The 18,741-nt window shown below is 64.6% G+C and carries 4 protein-coding genes; all 4 read right to left on the bottom strand.

Annotation, left to right across the window (positions count from 1 at the left end; translation table 11 throughout):
• Nucleotides 1-14: 14 nt before the first annotated feature.
• Nucleotides 15-1,010, bottom strand: coding sequence for an alpha/beta hydrolase family protein (locus tag BJD99_RS06095; protein WP_084345845.1), 996 nt, complete (start codon nt 1,008-1,010; stop codon nt 15-17).
• Nucleotides 1,007-15,598 (bottom strand): non-ribosomal peptide synthetase, encoded by a 14,592-nt coding sequence (locus BJD99_RS06090; RefSeq protein WP_084345844.1) that lies wholly within the window; start codon nt 15,596-15,598, stop codon nt 1,007-1,009. Before BJD99_RS06090 ends, BJD99_RS06095 begins: the two co-directional genes overlap by 4 nt.
• Nucleotides 15,599-15,882: 284 nt before the next feature.
• A complete protein-coding gene (locus BJD99_RS06085) occupies nt 15,883-17,928 on the bottom strand; it encodes a PhoX family phosphatase (RefSeq protein WP_084345843.1) in 2,046 nt (681 codons plus the stop codon).
• Nucleotides 17,929-18,012: 84 nt separating this feature from the next.
• The gene (locus BJD99_RS06080; RefSeq protein ID WP_084345842.1) at nt 18,013-18,738 is read right to left on the bottom strand and encodes an amino acid ABC transporter ATP-binding protein; all 726 of its coding nucleotides are present in this window, start codon (nt 18,736-18,738) and stop codon (nt 18,013-18,015) included.
• Nucleotides 18,739-18,741 lie beyond the last annotated feature (3 nt).

Genomic DNA, 18,741 nt, shown 5'->3' with positions numbered 1-18,741 from the left:
CCCGGCTATCTCCTCTAACCCGTCAGCGCACGCTCCAACGTCGGCCACGAGGCACGCAACGCGTCCTGCCAGTACATCCACGAATGGGTCCCGGGGGAACCGAGATCGAACTGTGCAGGGATACCCAGTTCGTCGAGTCGTTGCTCGAGCCGCTCGGAACATCCGTTGGTGACTGCTTCGATGAGACCGCCGATGACGACCTGGTCGGGCAGTGGAGGCGCGCCGACGGGCCGGACGACGCCTGGCATGTCGTATCGTCCGGGCAGTCCGGTGGAATTGGAGACGAACAGTTCCAATCCACGTAGCTTCTCGGCATTGACGTAGGGGTCGTGCTCGACCCAGCGTGGATCACTGTCCGGTCCCCACATGTTGTCGACATCGCCCTTACCGCGAGCTTCCACCACCAGGCGAATGAAGTTGCGTCCCAGGGGGTCCGAAGTTTGCGCACAACCGCTGTACGACGCCACTCCGCGGTAGAGGCCCGGTGCTTGGATCGCCAGATCGAGGACCGAACCGGCGGACATCGACAATCCGCCGATGGCGTTGATGCCGTTGGCGTTCAGTGCTTCGTCGAGGACGGGCGGTAGTTCCTGGGTGAGGAAGGTCTGCCACTTGTTGCGTCCGAGTGCGGGGTCGTCGCGTTCCCAGTCGGTGTAGTAGCTCAGGTATCCGCCGACGGGAATGACGACGTTGACGTTCTTGTCGGCGAAGAAGGCGGCCATATCGGTCTGCTTCAGCCAGTTCGCGCCGTCTTCGCCGCCGCCTGCGCCGTTGAGCATGTACAGCGTCGGACGCGGTACCGACGTGTCCACGGGCCGGAGCACTTGGAGTTGGATGACGCGGTCCATGGAAGGTGAGTAGACGTGGACGTTCCAGCGGGTGTCGTCCACCTGCTCGATTCGGTCGAGCGTTCCCATTGCCGCAGTGGCGGGTTCGGCGACTGCCACGGTCGTCGGAGCGAGGAGAAGTACCGCAGTGATCGCCAGGATCAGCCGTCGCACAGTTTTCATCGCTGCACCCCGCGTCGGATGTAGTGATCGATCAGCGATCCGATGGATTTCAGTGCAGCCTCCGATGTCATCTGCCAGTGGGTGTTCGGTATGGACACTGTGGTGATTTCGCCTCGAATGTAGGGGTGCCATGTTGCGAGTCCTTGCCGTTCTTCGTGGCCGGCAGCGACGTACAGTACTTCGCCGTCGTACACGCCGGGATGGTGTCGGGTGGAGATGTCGTGGTTGTGGCGTGCGGACCCGAGGAGTCGTTCGACCTCGTCACGGCTGAGTACACCGGAGCCCGAGACGAGATCCGGCAGCGAGTCCAGCGATATCCGCTGATCGTCGATGCCGGGCACAGCAACTCCTACTGCGTGCATCAGATCCGACGCGGCCATGTCGGTGTCCCAGACATCCTCGGGTGCAACGGCGTGAGCGTCCAACATGATGAGCGAATGCACTTCCTTGCCGGAAGCCCGCAGGACGACGGCAATCGCGTGCGCGATCGTGCCGCCGAGCGACCAGCCGAGCAGGTGGTATGGGCCGTCGGGTGCGATCCGTTCGATCTCCTCGATGTACCGCTGAGCCAGATCGTCGAGTGATCCGGGAAGGTCGGTGAGCCCGGGTGTCTGAATGCCGTAGATGGGTCCGTCCGTGTACTTGTCCAAACCTGCGTAACACCAGGACAATCCGATGATCGGGTGAATGCAGAACAGTACCGCCTTGGGCCCACCTTCGCGGATCGGGAACACCACGTCGAAGGAGCTACCGACGTCGGCTCCCGAATCCAGTAGTGATGCAAGAGATTCGGGAACCGGGTCGGCCAAGAGCGACTGGAGTGAGAGCGTGGTGCCCGTCGACTCGCGTAGAACGGTGAGCATGCGCATCGCGCTCAGTGAGGTCCCTCCCAGTTCGAAGAAGTTGTCGGTGACCGACACATCGTCCACTTTCAGAACCTCCGAGAACGATCGGACGACAGTAGCTTCCGTGGCGGTTGCCGGGGGCCGGTATGCGCTGCGGAGGCCGGAGAAGTCCGGTTCCGGCAACGCGTCGACATCGAGTTTCCCGGTGGGGGTCCTCGGGATGGTGGTCAGAACCATGACGGCTGCGGGAATCATGTAGCCGGGCAGTAGCGCCCGCACGTGGCTGCGCAGGACATCGTGATCGGCGAGCCCGTCCTGGGTGACGAGAACGTACGAGACGAGCGCAGTATCCCCCGATGGGCCCGGACGGCCGAGCGTGACGGCGAAGTCGACACCGGGATGCGTCGACAGCGCTGCATCGATTTCACCGAGTTCGACGCGGAAGCCGCGAACTTTCACCTGGTGATCGAGCCGACCGCTGTAGCGGAGTGTGCCGGCCGCCGTCCACCGAACGATGTCGCCGGTTCGATACATCCGGCCGTGCCCGAATGGATGTGCGACAAACCGTTCGCTGCTCAGACCCGGCCGGCCGTGATAGCCGCGGGCGAGTGCTGGGCCGGCGACGTAGAGCTCACCGGGGACGCCGACCGGTACGGGGTGCAGGCGGGTGTCGAGAACAACGGCTTCGAACCCGGTGATCGGCGCGCCTATGTCGATCGGTGACCCGTTCTCGACGGGGCCGAGCGTCGAGATGTCCGTAGCTTCCGTGGGGCCGTAGCCGTTGAGCATGAGCCGCCCGGGTGCCCACCGAGACACCAGTTCCGGGCTGCAGGCTTCTCCGCCGACACAGACGACTTCGAGGTCTGTCAGGTTCTCGGGATCGAGGGTCGACAAGGCCGAAGGCGTCATCAACGCGTGCGTGACGCGCTCCGCTCGCAGGAAGTCCGTCAGTTCGTCGCCGCCGAGGATCTCCGGTGGTGAGATGACGAGTATGGCAGCGGCGGACAGCGCCGACACCATCTCGCCGACGGCCATGTCGAAGCTCGGTGAAGTGTTGTGCAAGAAGCGCGAGGAGGACTGCACTCGGTGCAGTTCGCGCCGCGACGCCGCGAGATTGGCGATACCGCGATGGCTCACCACCACTCCCTTGGGCATACCGGTGGATCCCGAGGTGTAGATCATGTAAGCAGCCGTGTCGAGGTCGACATAGCCGTTCGATTCGGTGGCGCCTATCGAAGTCTTCGGTGCGCTTTCCTGTTCGGCTACTTGCTCTTCCGAGTCGAGTTCGAGCCAGGTGATCCCGGTCGGCAGTGCCGATACATGCTCGGCAAGGGTGATTCCCATGACGGCACCGGAATCGGTGACCATGTGCTCGAGGCGGTCGGCCGGGTACGCGGGATCGACGGGAACGTACGCGGCACCGGTCTTGGTGACCGCCCACACCGCGAGGACGGATTCCACCGAACGTGGAAGGCCGAGCGCCACCACCGTTTCCGGGCCGATACCGTAGCCGAGAAGCACCCGGGCAAGCTGTGTCGATGCGGCATCGGCGTCGGCATAGGTGTAATCACGACCGCGCCAGCGCACGGCCACGCCGTCGGGATTCTGCGATACCGCCGACGCGATCAGCTCCGAGAACGTGCACGGCGTCGGTGCATGGGCGCCGTGTACCGGTGCCAGCGCACTGCGTTCGGCGGCGTCGAGGATGTCGATGTCGCCGACGGGACGCGAAGGCTCGGCAACAGCGGCGCCGAGGATCATCTCGAACCTCGCGGCGAATCCGGCGACGGTGTCGGCGTCGAACAGGTCGGTGCTGTAGCGCAAAGCGCCAGAAAGTCCCTGGTCGGTCTCGGAAAGTGTCAGCGCCAGATCGAAACGCGTGACCCCCGGTTCGTAAGGGAACTTCGAAACGGTCAGGCCCGGTAGATCGATAGTGCTCGGGCGCTCGTGCTCGTATGCGAGAAGCGCTTGGAACAGCGGCGAGTGCGAAGTCGACCTGGTGGGCCGCAACGCCTCGACGACTTTCTCGAACGGTATGTCGGCGTTGGCGAATGCGTCGAGATTGCGCTCTCGGACCTCGGCGAGCAGCTCGGTGAAGCTCGCCGAGGGCCGTACCTCGTTGCGTAGCACGAGAGTTCCGACGAACATGCCGACGACGTCGTCGAGCATACCGGCCCCTCGGCCGGACACCGTCGTCCCGACGGCGATGTCGCTGGTACCCGACAACCGTGCGAGCAGTATCGCGTACGCCGCGTTCATGACCATGAAGGTCGACGCGCCGTGACGATGGGCGAGGGAGCGTGCGGCGGCGAACGTGCGATCGTCCAGCTCGAAGGTGACCTGGTCGCCGCGCTGCGATGCGACCGCAGGTCGGCGACGGTCGGATGGGAGGTCGAGCAGGTCCGGCAAACCGTCCAACGTTGTTCGCCAATAGTCGAGTTGGCGGGAGGCCACCGAATCCGGATCCTCGGTGGACCCCAGGACGCTGTGCTGCCACAGGGCGTAGTCGGCGTACTGCGCGGGCAGGGGACTCCAGGGCGCAGGAGCACCGTGTAGTCGTGCCGTGTACGCCGTGAGGATGTCGCGAGTCAATGGAATCATCGAGACCCCGTCGGCCGCAATGTGATGCACGACCAGCAGGAGTACGTACTCGTCGGCTCGTGTGCGCAGAAGCGATCCGCGCAGCGGGACCCCAGCCGTGACATCGAACCCTCGCCCCAGCACCTTCGCGGTCTCGGCGAGCACGGCATGTTCTTCGACGTCGACGGGCGTCAGATCCAGCCCGACGGCATCGGCTTCGAGGATCACCTGCTCGGGTTCGTAGCCGCCCGGGTACGTCGTGCGCAGGGACTCGTGCCGACCGAGCACGTCCTGCACGGCAAGGGTGAGCGCCGCCGCATCGAGCGTGCCGGTCAACCTGACGGCCAACGCGATGTTGTATGCGGCGGAGTCGGGATCGGCTCGGTTGAGTAGCCACATCCTGCTCTGCGCCGCGGACAACGGAATGCGCCGCGGTCGTGGGCCTGCCGTCAGGACGGGAAGCTGCGAACGATCGGCGGTATCGAGAGCGACGGCAATGCCTGCGACTGTGGGGGAATCGAACAGAGACCGCACCGGCAGTGAGGTTCCGGCACGTTCGTTGATGCGTCCGACCACGCGCGTGGCGACGAGCGAATTACCGCCGAGGTCGAAGAAGTCCTCGTCGGCCCCCACACGGTCCAGATCGAAGACGGTGGCGAATACCTCGGCGACGAGTATCTCGCTGTCGGTTCTCGGTGCGAGGAACTCCCGTTCCACCTTCACCGGTGCGGGCAGCGCCGACCGATCGAGCTTGCCTGCCGCTGTTACCGGAATCGATTCGATGATCGTCACCGATCGAGGAACCATGTGCGACGGCAGAGTGCGACGGGCATGCTCGAGAAGGTCGGCCGGAACCGGTGAACGGCCCACTGCTGGAACGACATAGCTGACGACGGCATCGGAATCTACATCGGAGACTGCGTTGTCGACGTCGGGATGCCGGGTGAGGACTGCATCGATCTCGCCCAGTTCGATACGAAAACCGCGGACCTTGACCTGTGCGTCGGCGCGGCCCAGGAACTCGAACGAACCACCGAGACTGCGGACACGGTCGCCGGTGCGATAGAGGCGGGTTCCGCGTCGCGAGAAGGGATCGGCCACGAAGCTGGCCGCTGTCGTACCGACCTTGCCGTGGTAGCCACGAGCGAGGGAGTCGCCGCCGACGTAGAGCTCGCCGATCACCCCGCTGGGTACCGGATGGAGTCGAGAATCGAGAACGTACGCGCTGACTCCGCGTATCGGTCCGCCGATTCCGAACCGTAGCTCCGGGTCCAGTGGCCCGTCGATGGTCGCGGCGATGGTGGCCTCGGTGGGGCCGTACGCATTGAACATCGCGACCCGGCCTGCCCAGGTCCGGACCAGCTCGGTCCCACTGGCTTCTCCCCCGACGACGACGGTGCTCAGCTCGGGTAAGGCGTCGGGATCCACCGTGGCGAGTGCGGCTGGGGTCACGAAGGCGTGGGTGACTCCGCGCAGGGCCCGCGTCAGTTCGGCGCCGCCGTAGATGTCGGGTCCGGCGATGACCATAGTGCAACCGGTGCCGAGAGGGAGCAGCATTTCCAGTATCGAGGCGTCGAAACTGGCCGACGCGAAATGGAATGTGCGACTGCCGTTGTCCAGCCGCAATCGTTCGCACAACTCGGCGCTGAAGTTGGCGAGGCCGTTGTGCGTGACCGCCACACCCTTCGGTGTTCCAGTCGAGCCGGAGGTGTAGATGATGTACGCGCGGTGCTCCGGGCGCAGCGTGAGAATCCGGTCGGCGTCGGTGATCGGGGCCGCCGATCCAACCGACGGGTCCAGCTCGCTGGGGCGAACCCAGTGCACGGATCCGACTCCGGGCTCACCGATGCCCAGTTGTGCACCGGAATCGGTCAGCATATGTTCGATTCTGCCTGCCGGATAGCGCGGATCGATCGGGACGAACGCGGCCCCGGTCTTGGCTACCGCCCACAGCATCAGAACGGCAGTTGCACTGCGTGCCATCATGATTGCGACCGAAGACTCAGGCCCTGCGCCGCGTGCGATCAGTTGTCGAGCGATGCGGGTGGATGCATCGTCGAGTTCCGGGTAGGTCCAGACGATATCGCCGTCCTCGAGTGCCGCGGCGCCGGTCGAGTTGACCACAGCCGATGCCAACAGCTGCGGCAGAGTGCGTCGGCGCAGTGCGGGGCTGCCCTGCAGCACTGTGGGATCAGCGAGATCGATGTCGCCGACCACTGCGTCGGGGTCGGCGGTGGCCGTGGCGAGAATGTTCACGAAGTGCCGGGCGAAGGAGGCGATTGTCGAGGCGTCGAACAGATCTGTTGCGTAGGTGAATGTTCCGTGGAAATCGACGGGATCGATTTCGAGTTGCAGATCGAACTTCGCGACGGCCGCGACACCGGTGACCGGAGCGACCACGAGACCGGGCAGTTCTACCGTCGGCGCCGAGTCGTCCACGGACAACATGACCTGGAACAGAGGGTGATGTGCCGTGGACCGGGTGGGCGCCAGGACCTCGACGAGTCGATCGAACGGGACGTCGGCATTGCTGTAGGCAGCGAGGTCGCGGTCACGAACCCGGTGCAGCAGCTCGGTGAAGCTCGACGCGAGATCGATCTCGGTCCGCAGGGTGAGGGTGCCCACGAACATGCCGACCATCTCGTCGAGCGCCTCTTCGCCGCGACCTGCGACGGGCGTGCCGACGGTGATGTCGCGTTCTCCGGACACTCTCGCCAACAGCACGGTCAGGGCAGCATGCAGGACCATGAACGGCGTCGTCCCCGTGCGTTGCGCGAGTGCAGTGACGCTGCGGCGGGTGTCGTCGGTGACGGTGAATTCGGCGGTAGCACCGCGGTGCGACGCGGCGGCGGGGTGCGGACGGTCCGTCGGCAGCGGCAGTCGTTCGGGTACCCCGCGGAGTTCGTTCTTCCAGAAGGCGAGTTGCTGGGAGATCGTCGAGTCCGGATCGGACTCCGATCCCAGTACTTCGATCTTCCACAGCGCGTAGTCGGCGTACTGGATCGCCAGCGGCGTCCACGTCGGCGCAGTCCCGTGGGTCCGAGAGGTGTAGGCCGCCATGACATCCCGAGCCAGTGGACGCATCGACCAACCGTCCGCGGCGATGTGATGGGTGATCACCATCAGTACGTGTTCGGTGGGGCCGAGCCGGAGCACGGCGGCCCGGATCGGCGGTTGCGCGGTGACGTCGAAGCCGCGCGCGGCCATGATCGCCAGCGCCCCGGCGAGATCGCGCTCGGTGGTGTCGGTCGTCGGCACCTCCAGTGCGGCGGACTCCAGCACGACCTGGCGTGGGCCGTCCGGGGAATCGGGGTAGACGGTCCGCAGTGCTTCGTGCCGTTCGACGACGTCGAACACTGCCTGCCGAAGCGCGTCGGTGTCGAGGTCTCCGGTCAGGCGAATGGCGCCCGCGATGTTGTACGCCCCCGAAGCCGGGTCGAAGCGGTTGAGCAGCCACATGCGGTGTTGGTTGGGTGCGAGCGGAATCGACTCGGGGCGCACTGCGGCGCGGAGTGCCGGACCGCTCTGCCCGTGTGCGAGTTGCGCGGACAGTGCCCGGACGGTGGGGTGATCGAAGAGGGCTCGCACACCGATGTTGCTGCCGAGCTCGGAATTGACCCGCGCGACGACCTGGGTCGCCGTCAGCGAATTCCCGCCGAGTTCGAACCAGCCGATGGTCACTCCTACGTCGGATCGACCGAGTACGTCGGCGAAGATCGCGGCCACGGCTGCTTCGGTGTCGTCGGCCGGGGCGATGACCTCGGCCGAATCACCGACCGGCTCCGGCAACGCGGACCGATCGAGTTTGCCGTTGCGGCCGAGAGGCATTCGCGTCAGCGGCACGTAGACGGTCGGAACCATATAGGCCGGAAGTTCGGCTTCGGCTCGGCTGCGGATCTCCTCGATCGACGCCGTTCCGGATACGTAGGCGACGAGTGTCTCGTTCGGAGTGGAGCCTGCGGAATGACTCACGTGGTCGGCGCCCGATCCGTGGACGGTGACGACGGTCGACGCGACGCCGGGTGTGCGCAAAATGGATGCCTCTATGTCACCGAGTTCGAGTCGCTGTCCACGGAGCTTGACCTGAAAGTCGTTGCGGCCCAGATATTCCAGTTCACCATCGAGGGTCCATCGAACGAGGTCGCCGGTTCGGTAGAGTCGGGTGCCGCTACCGAACGGGTCGGGGACGAAACGTTCCGAGGTCAGCGCGGCCCGCCCGAGATAACCACGTGCGAGTTGTGCGCCGGCGAGGTACAACTCGCCGACTGCGCCGATGGGGACGAGACGTAGAACCGGATCGAGAACTCGCAGCTGGGTGTTCCACACCGGGACGCCGATCGGAACCAGCGAGTCGCCGCCGGGTTCGGTGTCGTGGAACGTGACGTCGACAGCGGCCTCGGTAGGTCCGTAGAGATTGTGCAGCGAGGTATCCAGCGCGGCATGGAACCGTCGAACGGTCGATCGCTGAAGTGCTTCACCGCTCGCGAAGACGTGCCGCAACGACGTGCACGCTGCGGTGTCACCGTACTCGAGGAACAGATCCAGCATCGACGGGACGAAGTGCGCGGTGGTGATCCCCTGCTCCTGGACGAGGCCCGAGAGGTACTTGGGATCGCGGTGGCCTTCGGGCTCGGCGATGACGGTTCGGGCGCCGGTGAGATGGGGCCAGAACAGTTCCCACACCGAGACGTCGAATGTGGTCGGCGTCTTGTGCAGTACGACGTCGGACTCGTCCAACGGATAGGTGTCCTGCATCCAGAGCAGTCGGTTGACGATCGAGGCATGCGATACTGCAACACCTTTGGGCATACCGGTGGACCCCGAGGTGAAGATGACGTATGCCGTATTCCCTCCGCGGGGGCCAGACTTTCGCTCCCACGGTGCGATGGGCCCGGTACCGAACCGTGACAGGTCGAGGGTGCGCGGGTCGATGACCGGTGCAGTCGCTTCGATGTGAGAACCCAATATCGAAGCAGGAGAACAGGTATCGACCATGTAGGCGATTCGTGTGCCGGGAAGAGTCGGGTCCAGAGGCAAGTACGCAGCACCTGCGTGCACGACGGCGTGGATGGCGACGAGTTGATCGATGGATCGCGGCAGTGCGACGGCGACCACCGACTCCGGACCGACACCGCGGGAGAGAAGGAAACGCGCCAGGCAGTGAACCCTCGCGGCGAAACTGCCGTAGGTCAACGAATGCTCTTCGAACACCACGCACGTCTCGGACGCGTACGTGCTCGATGCCGCGCTCAGCAGGTCCGTGAGCGTCGGTGGTTCGATCTCGCGGTCGGTGGCATTCCAGTCCAGGGTCAGCGCTTCGCGTTCGAGCTCCCCCAACACGTCGATATCGATGAGGGCGCCGTCGGGACGGTTGGTCATCGCCGTCAGTACACGTTGCAGACGCTCGGTCATCGTCGTGACCTGCCCGGGCGAGAACGCGTCCGATGAGAACCTCAACGTCATGGTCAGATCCGGTTCCAACACCGTGACGAGCGTCAACGGATAGTGCGTTGCGTCCTCGACCGCGATGTCGAGCACCCGCATCCCGTCTATATCGGTATCGGACCGCAAGGCACTGCGATCGATCGGGTAGGACTCGAAGACCGTCAACGTATCGAACATCGCCCCAGGGCCTGCCGCACCCTGAATATCGGCGAGTCCGACGTGATGGACGTCGAGCAGTTCGACCTGCTCGTTCTGCAACCGAGTCATCACTGTCCGAACGGAATCGCTGGCGCTCGATCGCACCCGCACGGGCAGGGTGTTGATGAACAGTCCGAGAGTGTCCGTGGCACCGGGCACCTCGGCAGGCCTGCCCGACACCGTCGCGCCGAACACGACGTCGCTGCGAGTAAGCAAGGAAGACAACACGATCGACCACGCGACCTGGACGACGGTGTTGACCGTCACCGATGCATCCTTCGCCAGCGCCGCGAGGGCGTCGCGGTGGACGCGAACGGACACCTCGCGCGGCAACACCGACGTGCCGTCCGCGGAGCTGGTCGCGGGCGCGAGGAGAGTCGGTTCGTCGAGCCCCTCCAGCGCGGTGACCCAACGCTCGCGGGCAGCATCGTGGTCGCGTCGGGAGAGCCATTCGAGATAGTCGCGGTACGCCCTGGCCGGGGTCGGGATCGGGGCGTCGGTGCCGTACAGCACCAGCAGATCCTTGATGAAGATCGGCATCGACCAGCCGTCGAACAGGATGTGGTGGTTGGTGACGACCAGTTGTGTCCGCCCGGCGCTGCGCAGCAACGCGAACCGGACCAGTGGGGCCGCTGCCATGTCGAATCTTCGCAGGCGTTCCTCGGCGATGATCCGCTCCGGATCGGTGACGGTCTCCTCACGCCATGGCACGTCGACGTCAGCGAGGATCACCTGCACCGGCAAGCCGCGTGCGTCGTGAACGAACGCAGCGCGCAGGTTGTCATGGCGATCGAGCAGGCGCTGCGCCGCGCGACGCAACCGGGGGCCGTCGATGTCCCCGTCGAGCTCGAACATGATCTGGGCGGCGTAGACGTCCACGCTGTCGCGGGTCAGATCGGCATGGAACATCAGTCCGCGTTGCAACGGTGCCAGTGGCCATACGTCATCGATCCGGCCGAAGCTGTCCTCCCACAGCTCGATTCGATGCTGATCGACCTGGACCAGAGCCACGTCGGCGGGAGTGAGACCGCCGGCCGACGGGTCGTTGGCGTGCGCAGAGAGTTCACCGAGCGCAACGGCCCACAGTGTTGCGAACTCGCGGACCTCGGCTTCGGTCAGCACGCCGTCCGGGTAGCCGATGCGAGTCGAAAGCCGTTTCCCCGCAAGCACGACGTTGATGTCGAGCACCACGTCGGTTGTAAGATCCTCGCCGCTCCCGCCGTGCACCTCGGCCGTCATGTCCGGAATCCACCCGACGCCGATCAGGGCGTCGGGAGTGTCGGCTACCCGCCCGAGGTAGTTGAAGCTGATCTGCGGGGCAGGAAGTCCGTCCAGAGCCCCGGCGGCGCGCAGCGAGCCGTATCCGGTCCCGCGGGCCGGTATCGAGCGGAGCTGTTCCTTGACCGCCTTCACCGCCGCAGCAGGATCGGTCGCGTCATGCACCCAGAGCCTGACGGGGTGCACGGTGGTGAACCACCCGACCGTCCGTGTCAGATCGGCGCCGGGAAGTAACTCTTCGTCGCGGCCGTGACTCTCGATCGACACCAACTGTGACGTGCCGCGCCAACGGTGAAAAGCCAGGGCCAATGCCGTCAGGAGAGCATCCTCGGGACCCATCCGGTACGCGGTGGTGAGCGGACCCAACACGGCGGCGGTGACGTCGGCGTCGATGTCGAGTTGGACGGTACGTGTGCTTGTGCCGGTGTCGCGCTTCGGATCGAGCGGTCGCGACCCGATCGGGATGTCGTCACCGTCGAGGATCGACATCCATTTTTCGCGTTCTTGCGTGAAGTCGAGTTCGGCGAGACCATGCGTCCATCGCCGCATCGAGGTTCCCGTCGGCGCGAGCGTGATCGCGTCGTCGCTCTGCGACCATGCCGACGCCAGGTCCGGCACCAGAATGCGCCAGGACACACCGTCGATCACCAGGTGGTGAGCGACGATGACGAGCCGCGCCCAGCCGTCGCCCACGACGGAGACCAGTTGGAGCATGACACCGTCCCGTGGACGGAGACGACGGGACGCGCGTCTGGCGGAATCCTCTATCGCCGACGCTAATTGTGTTTCGGCACCTACTGTTTCGTGCGAGATCACCGACTCCGGGGAAACGGTACCCGGCGCGCCGACGACCAGGTTCTCCCCCACCCAGCGTGCCCGCAGCATGTCGTGCTGATCGAGGATGGCGGCGACAGTACGACGGAGCCGTGTCGGGTCGAGGTCGGGCGGCGAGGTCAGGACAAGTGCCTGGTAGAAGCTGTCGAGGTCCGCGGGTTCGGCGGCGCGAGCGCACACGCTGCGCGCGATCGGAAGCAGCGGCATCGGGCCGACGCCGCCGCCGTCGAGCTCCGCGAGCTGGATTCGATCGGCCGTATTCGCCGCAACCTCGGCGAGGGCCGCGACGGTACGGCGCTCGAAAACATCGCGTGGGGTGAAGATGACGCCGGATTCTTTTGCCCGAGAGACGAGTTGAATGGCGACGATACTGTCGCCACCGAGGGCGAAGAACGAATCGTCGACGCCGATGGAGTCGAGACCGAGGACGGAAGCCATCGATTCGGCGATGGCCAGTTCGACGGGACCGCTTGCCGCACGGAAGGCAGTAGTGGTCCCGGTGTCGATGGGATCGGGCAGCGCCGAGCGGTCCACCTTACCCGTGGCCGTCAGTGGCACCGCCTCGAGCTCGATCAGGTGTACCGGAATCATCTGTGTCGGAAGGAAATCCGAAGCCAGAGCAAGTAGGGACTCGCGATCGAAAGTGTGATCCGGCTTGATCTTGACATAGGAGACGAGTTGGGACTGACCGCCGTGACGGAAGATGGTGGAGACGACGAAGTCCGTCGAGGCATGCCACGCCAGCACTGCGTCCACTTCGCCCAACTCGATGCGCAGCCCGTGCAATTGAACCTGGAAGTCGCTGCGGCCCACGAACTCGAGTTCGGCCCCGGCGACGTCGTCGCCGCGCCACCGTACGACGTCGCCGGTCCGGTACAGCCGGGTTCCGGACCCGAACGGATCGGCAACGAATCGCTCGGCCGTCAGATCGAAGCGGCGGTGGTAACCACGCGCCAGGCCAGGCCCGCCGACGTACAACTCACCCGACGCTCCGGACGGAACGGGACGTAACCAACGGTCGAGGACGACTGCCGATGCGCCTTGGAGTGGACGGCCGATGGTGATCGAGTGCGGGTCGTGCTGCGGCTCGGTCATCGTGATGACGATGGTGGACTCGGTGGGGCCGTAGCTGTTTCGAAGATCGGCAACGCCCGCCAGGCGCTCGACCAGATCCGGTGGGCAGACGTCACCACCGACGACGACGGACTCGAGCGAGGCGACCTCTTCGACGGCAACGGTCGACAGAAGTGCGGGAGCGGTGATGATATGGGTGACGGCGTGCTCGGTCATCAGTTGGGTCAGATCACGCCCGCCGTACACCTCGGGCGGCGCGATGACCATGGTGGCACCAGCGCTGAATGCAGCGATCATTTCGAAGATCGACGCGTCGAAGCTGGAGGAGGAGAAGCGCAGAACTCTGGAGGCGGGAGTCAGCCCGAGCTCGGGCCGCTCCGCGGTGGTGAATGCACTCAATCCGCGATGGGTGACCAGGACACCCTTCGGTGTCCCCGTCGAACCCGAGGTGTAGATCGTGTAGGCGGCGTGGTCGAGATCGAGAGCGCACCGGCGATCGGCGTCGGTGATCGGAGCCGAGCTTCGTTCGGCGAGTTCTTCGGTCAGTGTCTTGTCGTCGAGGGTCAACCAGTGGACGCTGTCGGGGAGTGACGCGGCCAGTGAACGGGCACTGAGACCGATCAGCACCCCGGACTCACCGACCATGTGCGCGATGCGTTCTCGCGGATACGTCGGATCGATCGGGACGAAAGATGCGCCCGACTTGGCGACCGCCCAGAATGCGAGAACCGAGTCGATCGACCGTGGGAACGACACCGCGACGACGGTGTCCGGCCCGGCGCCTCGAGCGATGAGAGCGCGCGCGAGAGCGTTGCTGGAGAGGTCCAGTTCGCGGTACGTGAGTGTCTGCGCCCCGGCGATCAGCGCGATACCGTCGCGATTGCGGGCCGTACCCGCGGCGAGGATGTCCGGCATCGAGGCAGGTGCCGCGGCGGCGGGTCCGCGCGCAGGCACGAGTGCTCGTACTTCTTCGACGTCGAGGATGTCGAACCCGATGACCGGCGCTGACGGCTCGCTGCCGAGGAACTGCGCCAGCAGCCCGAGGAATCGATTGTGAAGGTCGCGAAAAGCCTGTTCGCTGTAGACGTTCGGGTTCGCCTCGAAGTCGATGCGAGATCTTCCGCCCCCGATGGCCGGGTAGAGGTTGACCGACAAATCCTCGACCGGTCCGGTGGACAGCACGTTGAACAACCCGGTCACAGAACCCAGCTGCACTTTTTCGTCGTACGCCATGATGTTGATCGCGGGCCCGAAGAAGCCGCGTTGCTCGCGCGGCATATCGGCGTCGCGGCGGATGTCTTCGGCGCGGTACCGCTGGTGACGCAGTGCGCCCGTCAGCTCGAGTTGAACGTCCGCGACCAGGCCCGCGACGGTGGTATCCGAGCCGATGCGAACACGGATCGGCAGCACGTTGGAGACCATGCCGCCCGAGCGACGGAGCAACGCAGTGGTGCGGCCCGCAACCGGCAGGCTCAACACGATGTCCTCGGCCCCAGTGAGCGCGGATAAAAATGCCGCGACAGCGGCGACGGCTATCGGCGCGAAAGCAGAATCGAGCCGGTCCGCGGTACGTGCCAGTGCTACCTCGAGCATCTCCGGCAGCGGTTCCCCGCAAATTCGCGACCGCGACGACGGTGGAGCGGCCATCCCTGCCGGGCTGGCCGGCGCCGGCATATCGCGGGTCTTGTCCATCCAGTACTGGCGATCCTTGCCGAACCGCGGCGAAGCCCGGTACGCCGCCTCCGCCCCGTAGATGTCCACGAGGGCCCCTGCCTTCGACGGGGAAGGATCCTGGCCCTCGACGACGGCAGAGTAGATCTCGGCAGCGCGATTGATCAGCTGGACTGCCCCGAAGCCATCGAGTGCAATGTGGTGGCTGTGGGAATACCAGAAAATGCGGTCCGGAGAGATCCGGATGATCGCGAGGCGGGTGAGTGGGCCACCGACGAGATCGATCGGCTCGCAGTACGCGGCCTGCATCCAGTCCAGTGCGGACTGCTCAGGATCGGCGGAGTCACTGAAGTCGAGCCTGACCGTGTCCTCGCTCTGTGCGGCGTCGACGTATTGTTGTGGCTCTCCGTCGATCTCGACCAGGCGAAGCGATCCCGCCCCGAGCTCGCGAACGGTGCGTCGAACTGCGTACAGCATCATCTCGATGTCGACGGTTCCGCGAATGTCGAGATAGTTCGCAATCGTGATGGGAACTTCGGGCATCAGGTGCTGCGCGAACCACAATCCCTTCTGTGCCGCGGTGAGCGGGAAGGGCGCGGCGTCAGCGGCGGATGCACGGTCACTCTCGTCCGAACGTACTTCCAGTGATTCAACCGAATCCACAGTGTGCTCTCTCAGTCGGGAGCATCGGTACCGGAGTGAGGCGCTGGGTTATCGCAAACTGGACGTTGCCCGATACGCCGTTTGCATTCGTGATGTGAAACCCAACTGCCGGTCTGTCCTACCGAGGTTTACACAACCGTTACCAGGGGTCAACCGGAAACGGGAACACACCGCCGCCCCTCGAGAGAAGTCACAGGGTGCGTCGACGGTTTAAAGGACGACTACTAGCGAAGAAGGCCCGCACAGCCGCCATCCAGCAGCTATGCGGGCCTCATGGGTACCGGCTACTGGGTTTTCCAGACCGCAACCATGGCCGGACGCGGTTGAGAATCGCCGCCATCGGGCCAGTGCGACATCGGGTTGTCGGCAGATGCCTCGTCGAACTCACCCGGATGCTGGACTGCGACGACGACGCGCTCGTCCGAGATGATCGGACCACACGTCTCGCCCCCGGCAGGGACAGTCAGGAACTGACGCGTCTCTCCGCGTCGTTCGCCGTCGAGAACCACCGCGAACAAGCCGTCGTTCGACTCCAGAGCGTTGCCGTCCGTAGAGATCCACAGGTTGCCCTTGGAGTCGAAAGCCAGGTTGTCCGGGCATGAGATGGGACTGACCTGAGTTTTGTCGAAGCCACCGAAATAGGTGTCGGCCTCGTTCGGATCACCCGCGACGATGAGTAGATTCCACACGAACGTGGTACCTGCGTGGTCGTCGTCGATCTCGAGGATCTGGCCGTTCTTGTTCTTCTCGCGTGGGTTGGCCTCGTCGGCGGCCGCTTTTCCATCGGTGCCGCGCTTGGTGTTGTTGGTCAGTGCCACATACACCTTGCCGGTCACCGGGTTCGGCTCGAAATCCTCTGGTCGGTCCATCTTCGTCGCGCCGACCTTGTCTCCGGCCTGCCGGGTGAACACCGCCACCTCTTCGGCGGACATCCCGTCGACCAGCGATTCGCCACGGCCGTCGTCGCCGGTACGAAGGAGCGGAATCCACTCGCCTTTCCCGGCGAACTTACCGGCCTCCGGCAGCGTGCCGGTGCCGTCGATCGCGTCGGGGGCGTCGCCGGTGAGTACGGCGACATGCAACGTGCCCGCATCGAGAATCGTCAGATTGTGACGCATCGCTGCTTGACCGTTGCCGGGCATCATCTTTCGACTCGATACGAACTTGTACATGTAGTCGAACCGCTCGTCGTCACCGCTGTATGCGACGACGGTGCCGTCATCGGTGACGTAGATGGTTGCGGCCTCGTGCTTGAAACGACCCAGTGCCGTGTGCTTGATCGGAACCCCGGTCGGATTCCACGGGTCGACCTCGACGACATAGCCGAACCGGTTGACCTCGTTGGGTTCCTGGGCCAGATCGAAACGCTTGTCGAAACGCTCCCACTTGCGATCACTGGCCGCGCCCTCGATGCCATAGCGGGCAAGTCGCTGCGCGGCAACAGGATCGGTGACGGATTCGGCGTTCCCGAAGTACTGGTTGATGTTCTCTTCACCGGACAGCACGGTGCCCCACGGGGTGAGGCCCCCGGAACAGTTGTTGAACGTTCCGAAGACCTTGGTGCCGGTCGGATCGACGCTCGTCCTGAGAAAATCACTGCCTGCTGCGGGACCTGTCAGCAGAAACTCCGTCGTGCCGGTGATGCGACGGTTGTACTTCCCGAGCCCCGGCGTCAGTGCGCCGGAACCGGACCGACCCGTCACCTGGACCACGGAAAGGCCATGTGCGGCAAGGGCGATATCGAACTGCGCACTCGTCGGATTCTCCGCGTCGTATCCCTTGAACAGGAACGGCTCGGTCGTGTACTCGTGATTGACCACGAGAAGGTAGCCGTTCGGAGTCCCTTCGATCGGCAACAGTCCGGCGAAATCGTTGTTGTACCCGAACTGCATGTTCTGCGCGGCGGCGGTCTGATTGTCGAAATCGAAGGTCGGGGCGCCCGCGAGGACCGGATCACCCCAGCGGATGATGACGCCCTGCTCGTAGCCCTGAGGAACCACGACGGCATCTTCGGTGTTGGGCTCGACTGCGACGAAGTCGACACCGTCGACCGGTGGTGTGCTCATCTCGCTGCTCGAACCCGTAGAGCTTGCCTCGTCCGTACTGCACGCAGCAAGCACGCTTCCGGCGCCGACCGCCACCACAGCCATCGCGCCGCCGCGTAGTACCCCGCGGCGCGTCATCGCAGTCTTGACGATGTCGCCGAAGTATTGGCCCTTCGAGGTGTTCGGGATCTCGTGGAAGCAGGCGTCACCGCACTTGTACTTGCACGTCAAGGAAGAACGCGCGGAGCTGCCGTCGTGGGCCGAAAGGATCGGAAGAAGCTTCATGCCGCGAACGGTGACAGGTCGAAACGAAAGCGGGGGAACGCCGAGGTGAACGGCAGGCGATATCGAAACGTGCGGCGCAGTTGCCTACAGGACCTGCGAGAGAAACTGCTTCAGTCGATCGGTATGCGGGTCGTCGAAAAGTTGTTCCGGGGTACCGGTTTCGATGGCACTCCCGTGATCCATGAACAACACCTTGTTCGACACCGAACGCGCGAAACCCATTTCGTGCGTGACGACGACCATCGTCATACCACCGGAGGCGAGATCGGCCATCAGCGCGAGCACTCCCTTGACCAACTCGGGGTCCAGCGCCGATGTTGCCTCGTCGAAGAACATCACCTCGGGCTTCATGGCGAGTGCCCGAGCGATGGCGACGCGTTGCTGCTGACCACCGGAGAGGTTGCCCGGGCGCGAATCTGCCTTGTTCGACAGACCGACGAGCTCGAGTTGCTCCATCGCCGCAGCGCGCGCCTCGTCCTTCGACTGACCTTTCAGCTTGCGTAGGCCGAGCGAGACGTTGTCCGCCACTGTCTTGTGTGGGAACAGGTTGAACTGTTGGAACACCATGCCGATGCGCTGACGCAACTCGTCCGGGTTGTCCTTCAACACCGATTTTCCGTCGAGCAGAACGTCGCCCTGGTCGGGTTCATGGAGGCGGTTGAGCGCACGGAGCAACGTCGACTTGCCTGATCCCGAAGGCCCGATCACCGTGGTGGTGCGGCCCGCGTCGACGTGAATGTTCACACCCCTGAGCACCTTGTTGGCACCGAAAGCGAGATGAATGTCGGTGCCGGTCAATGAGACAGCCATTAC

The organism is Rhodococcus sp. 1163 (genome assembly GCF_002091985.1).
Taxonomy (GTDB): domain Bacteria; phylum Actinomycetota; class Actinomycetes; order Mycobacteriales; family Mycobacteriaceae; genus Rhodococcoides.
The sequence above is the reverse complement of the archived record's forward strand: the minus strand, read 5'-3'. Positions and strand labels throughout refer to the sequence as shown.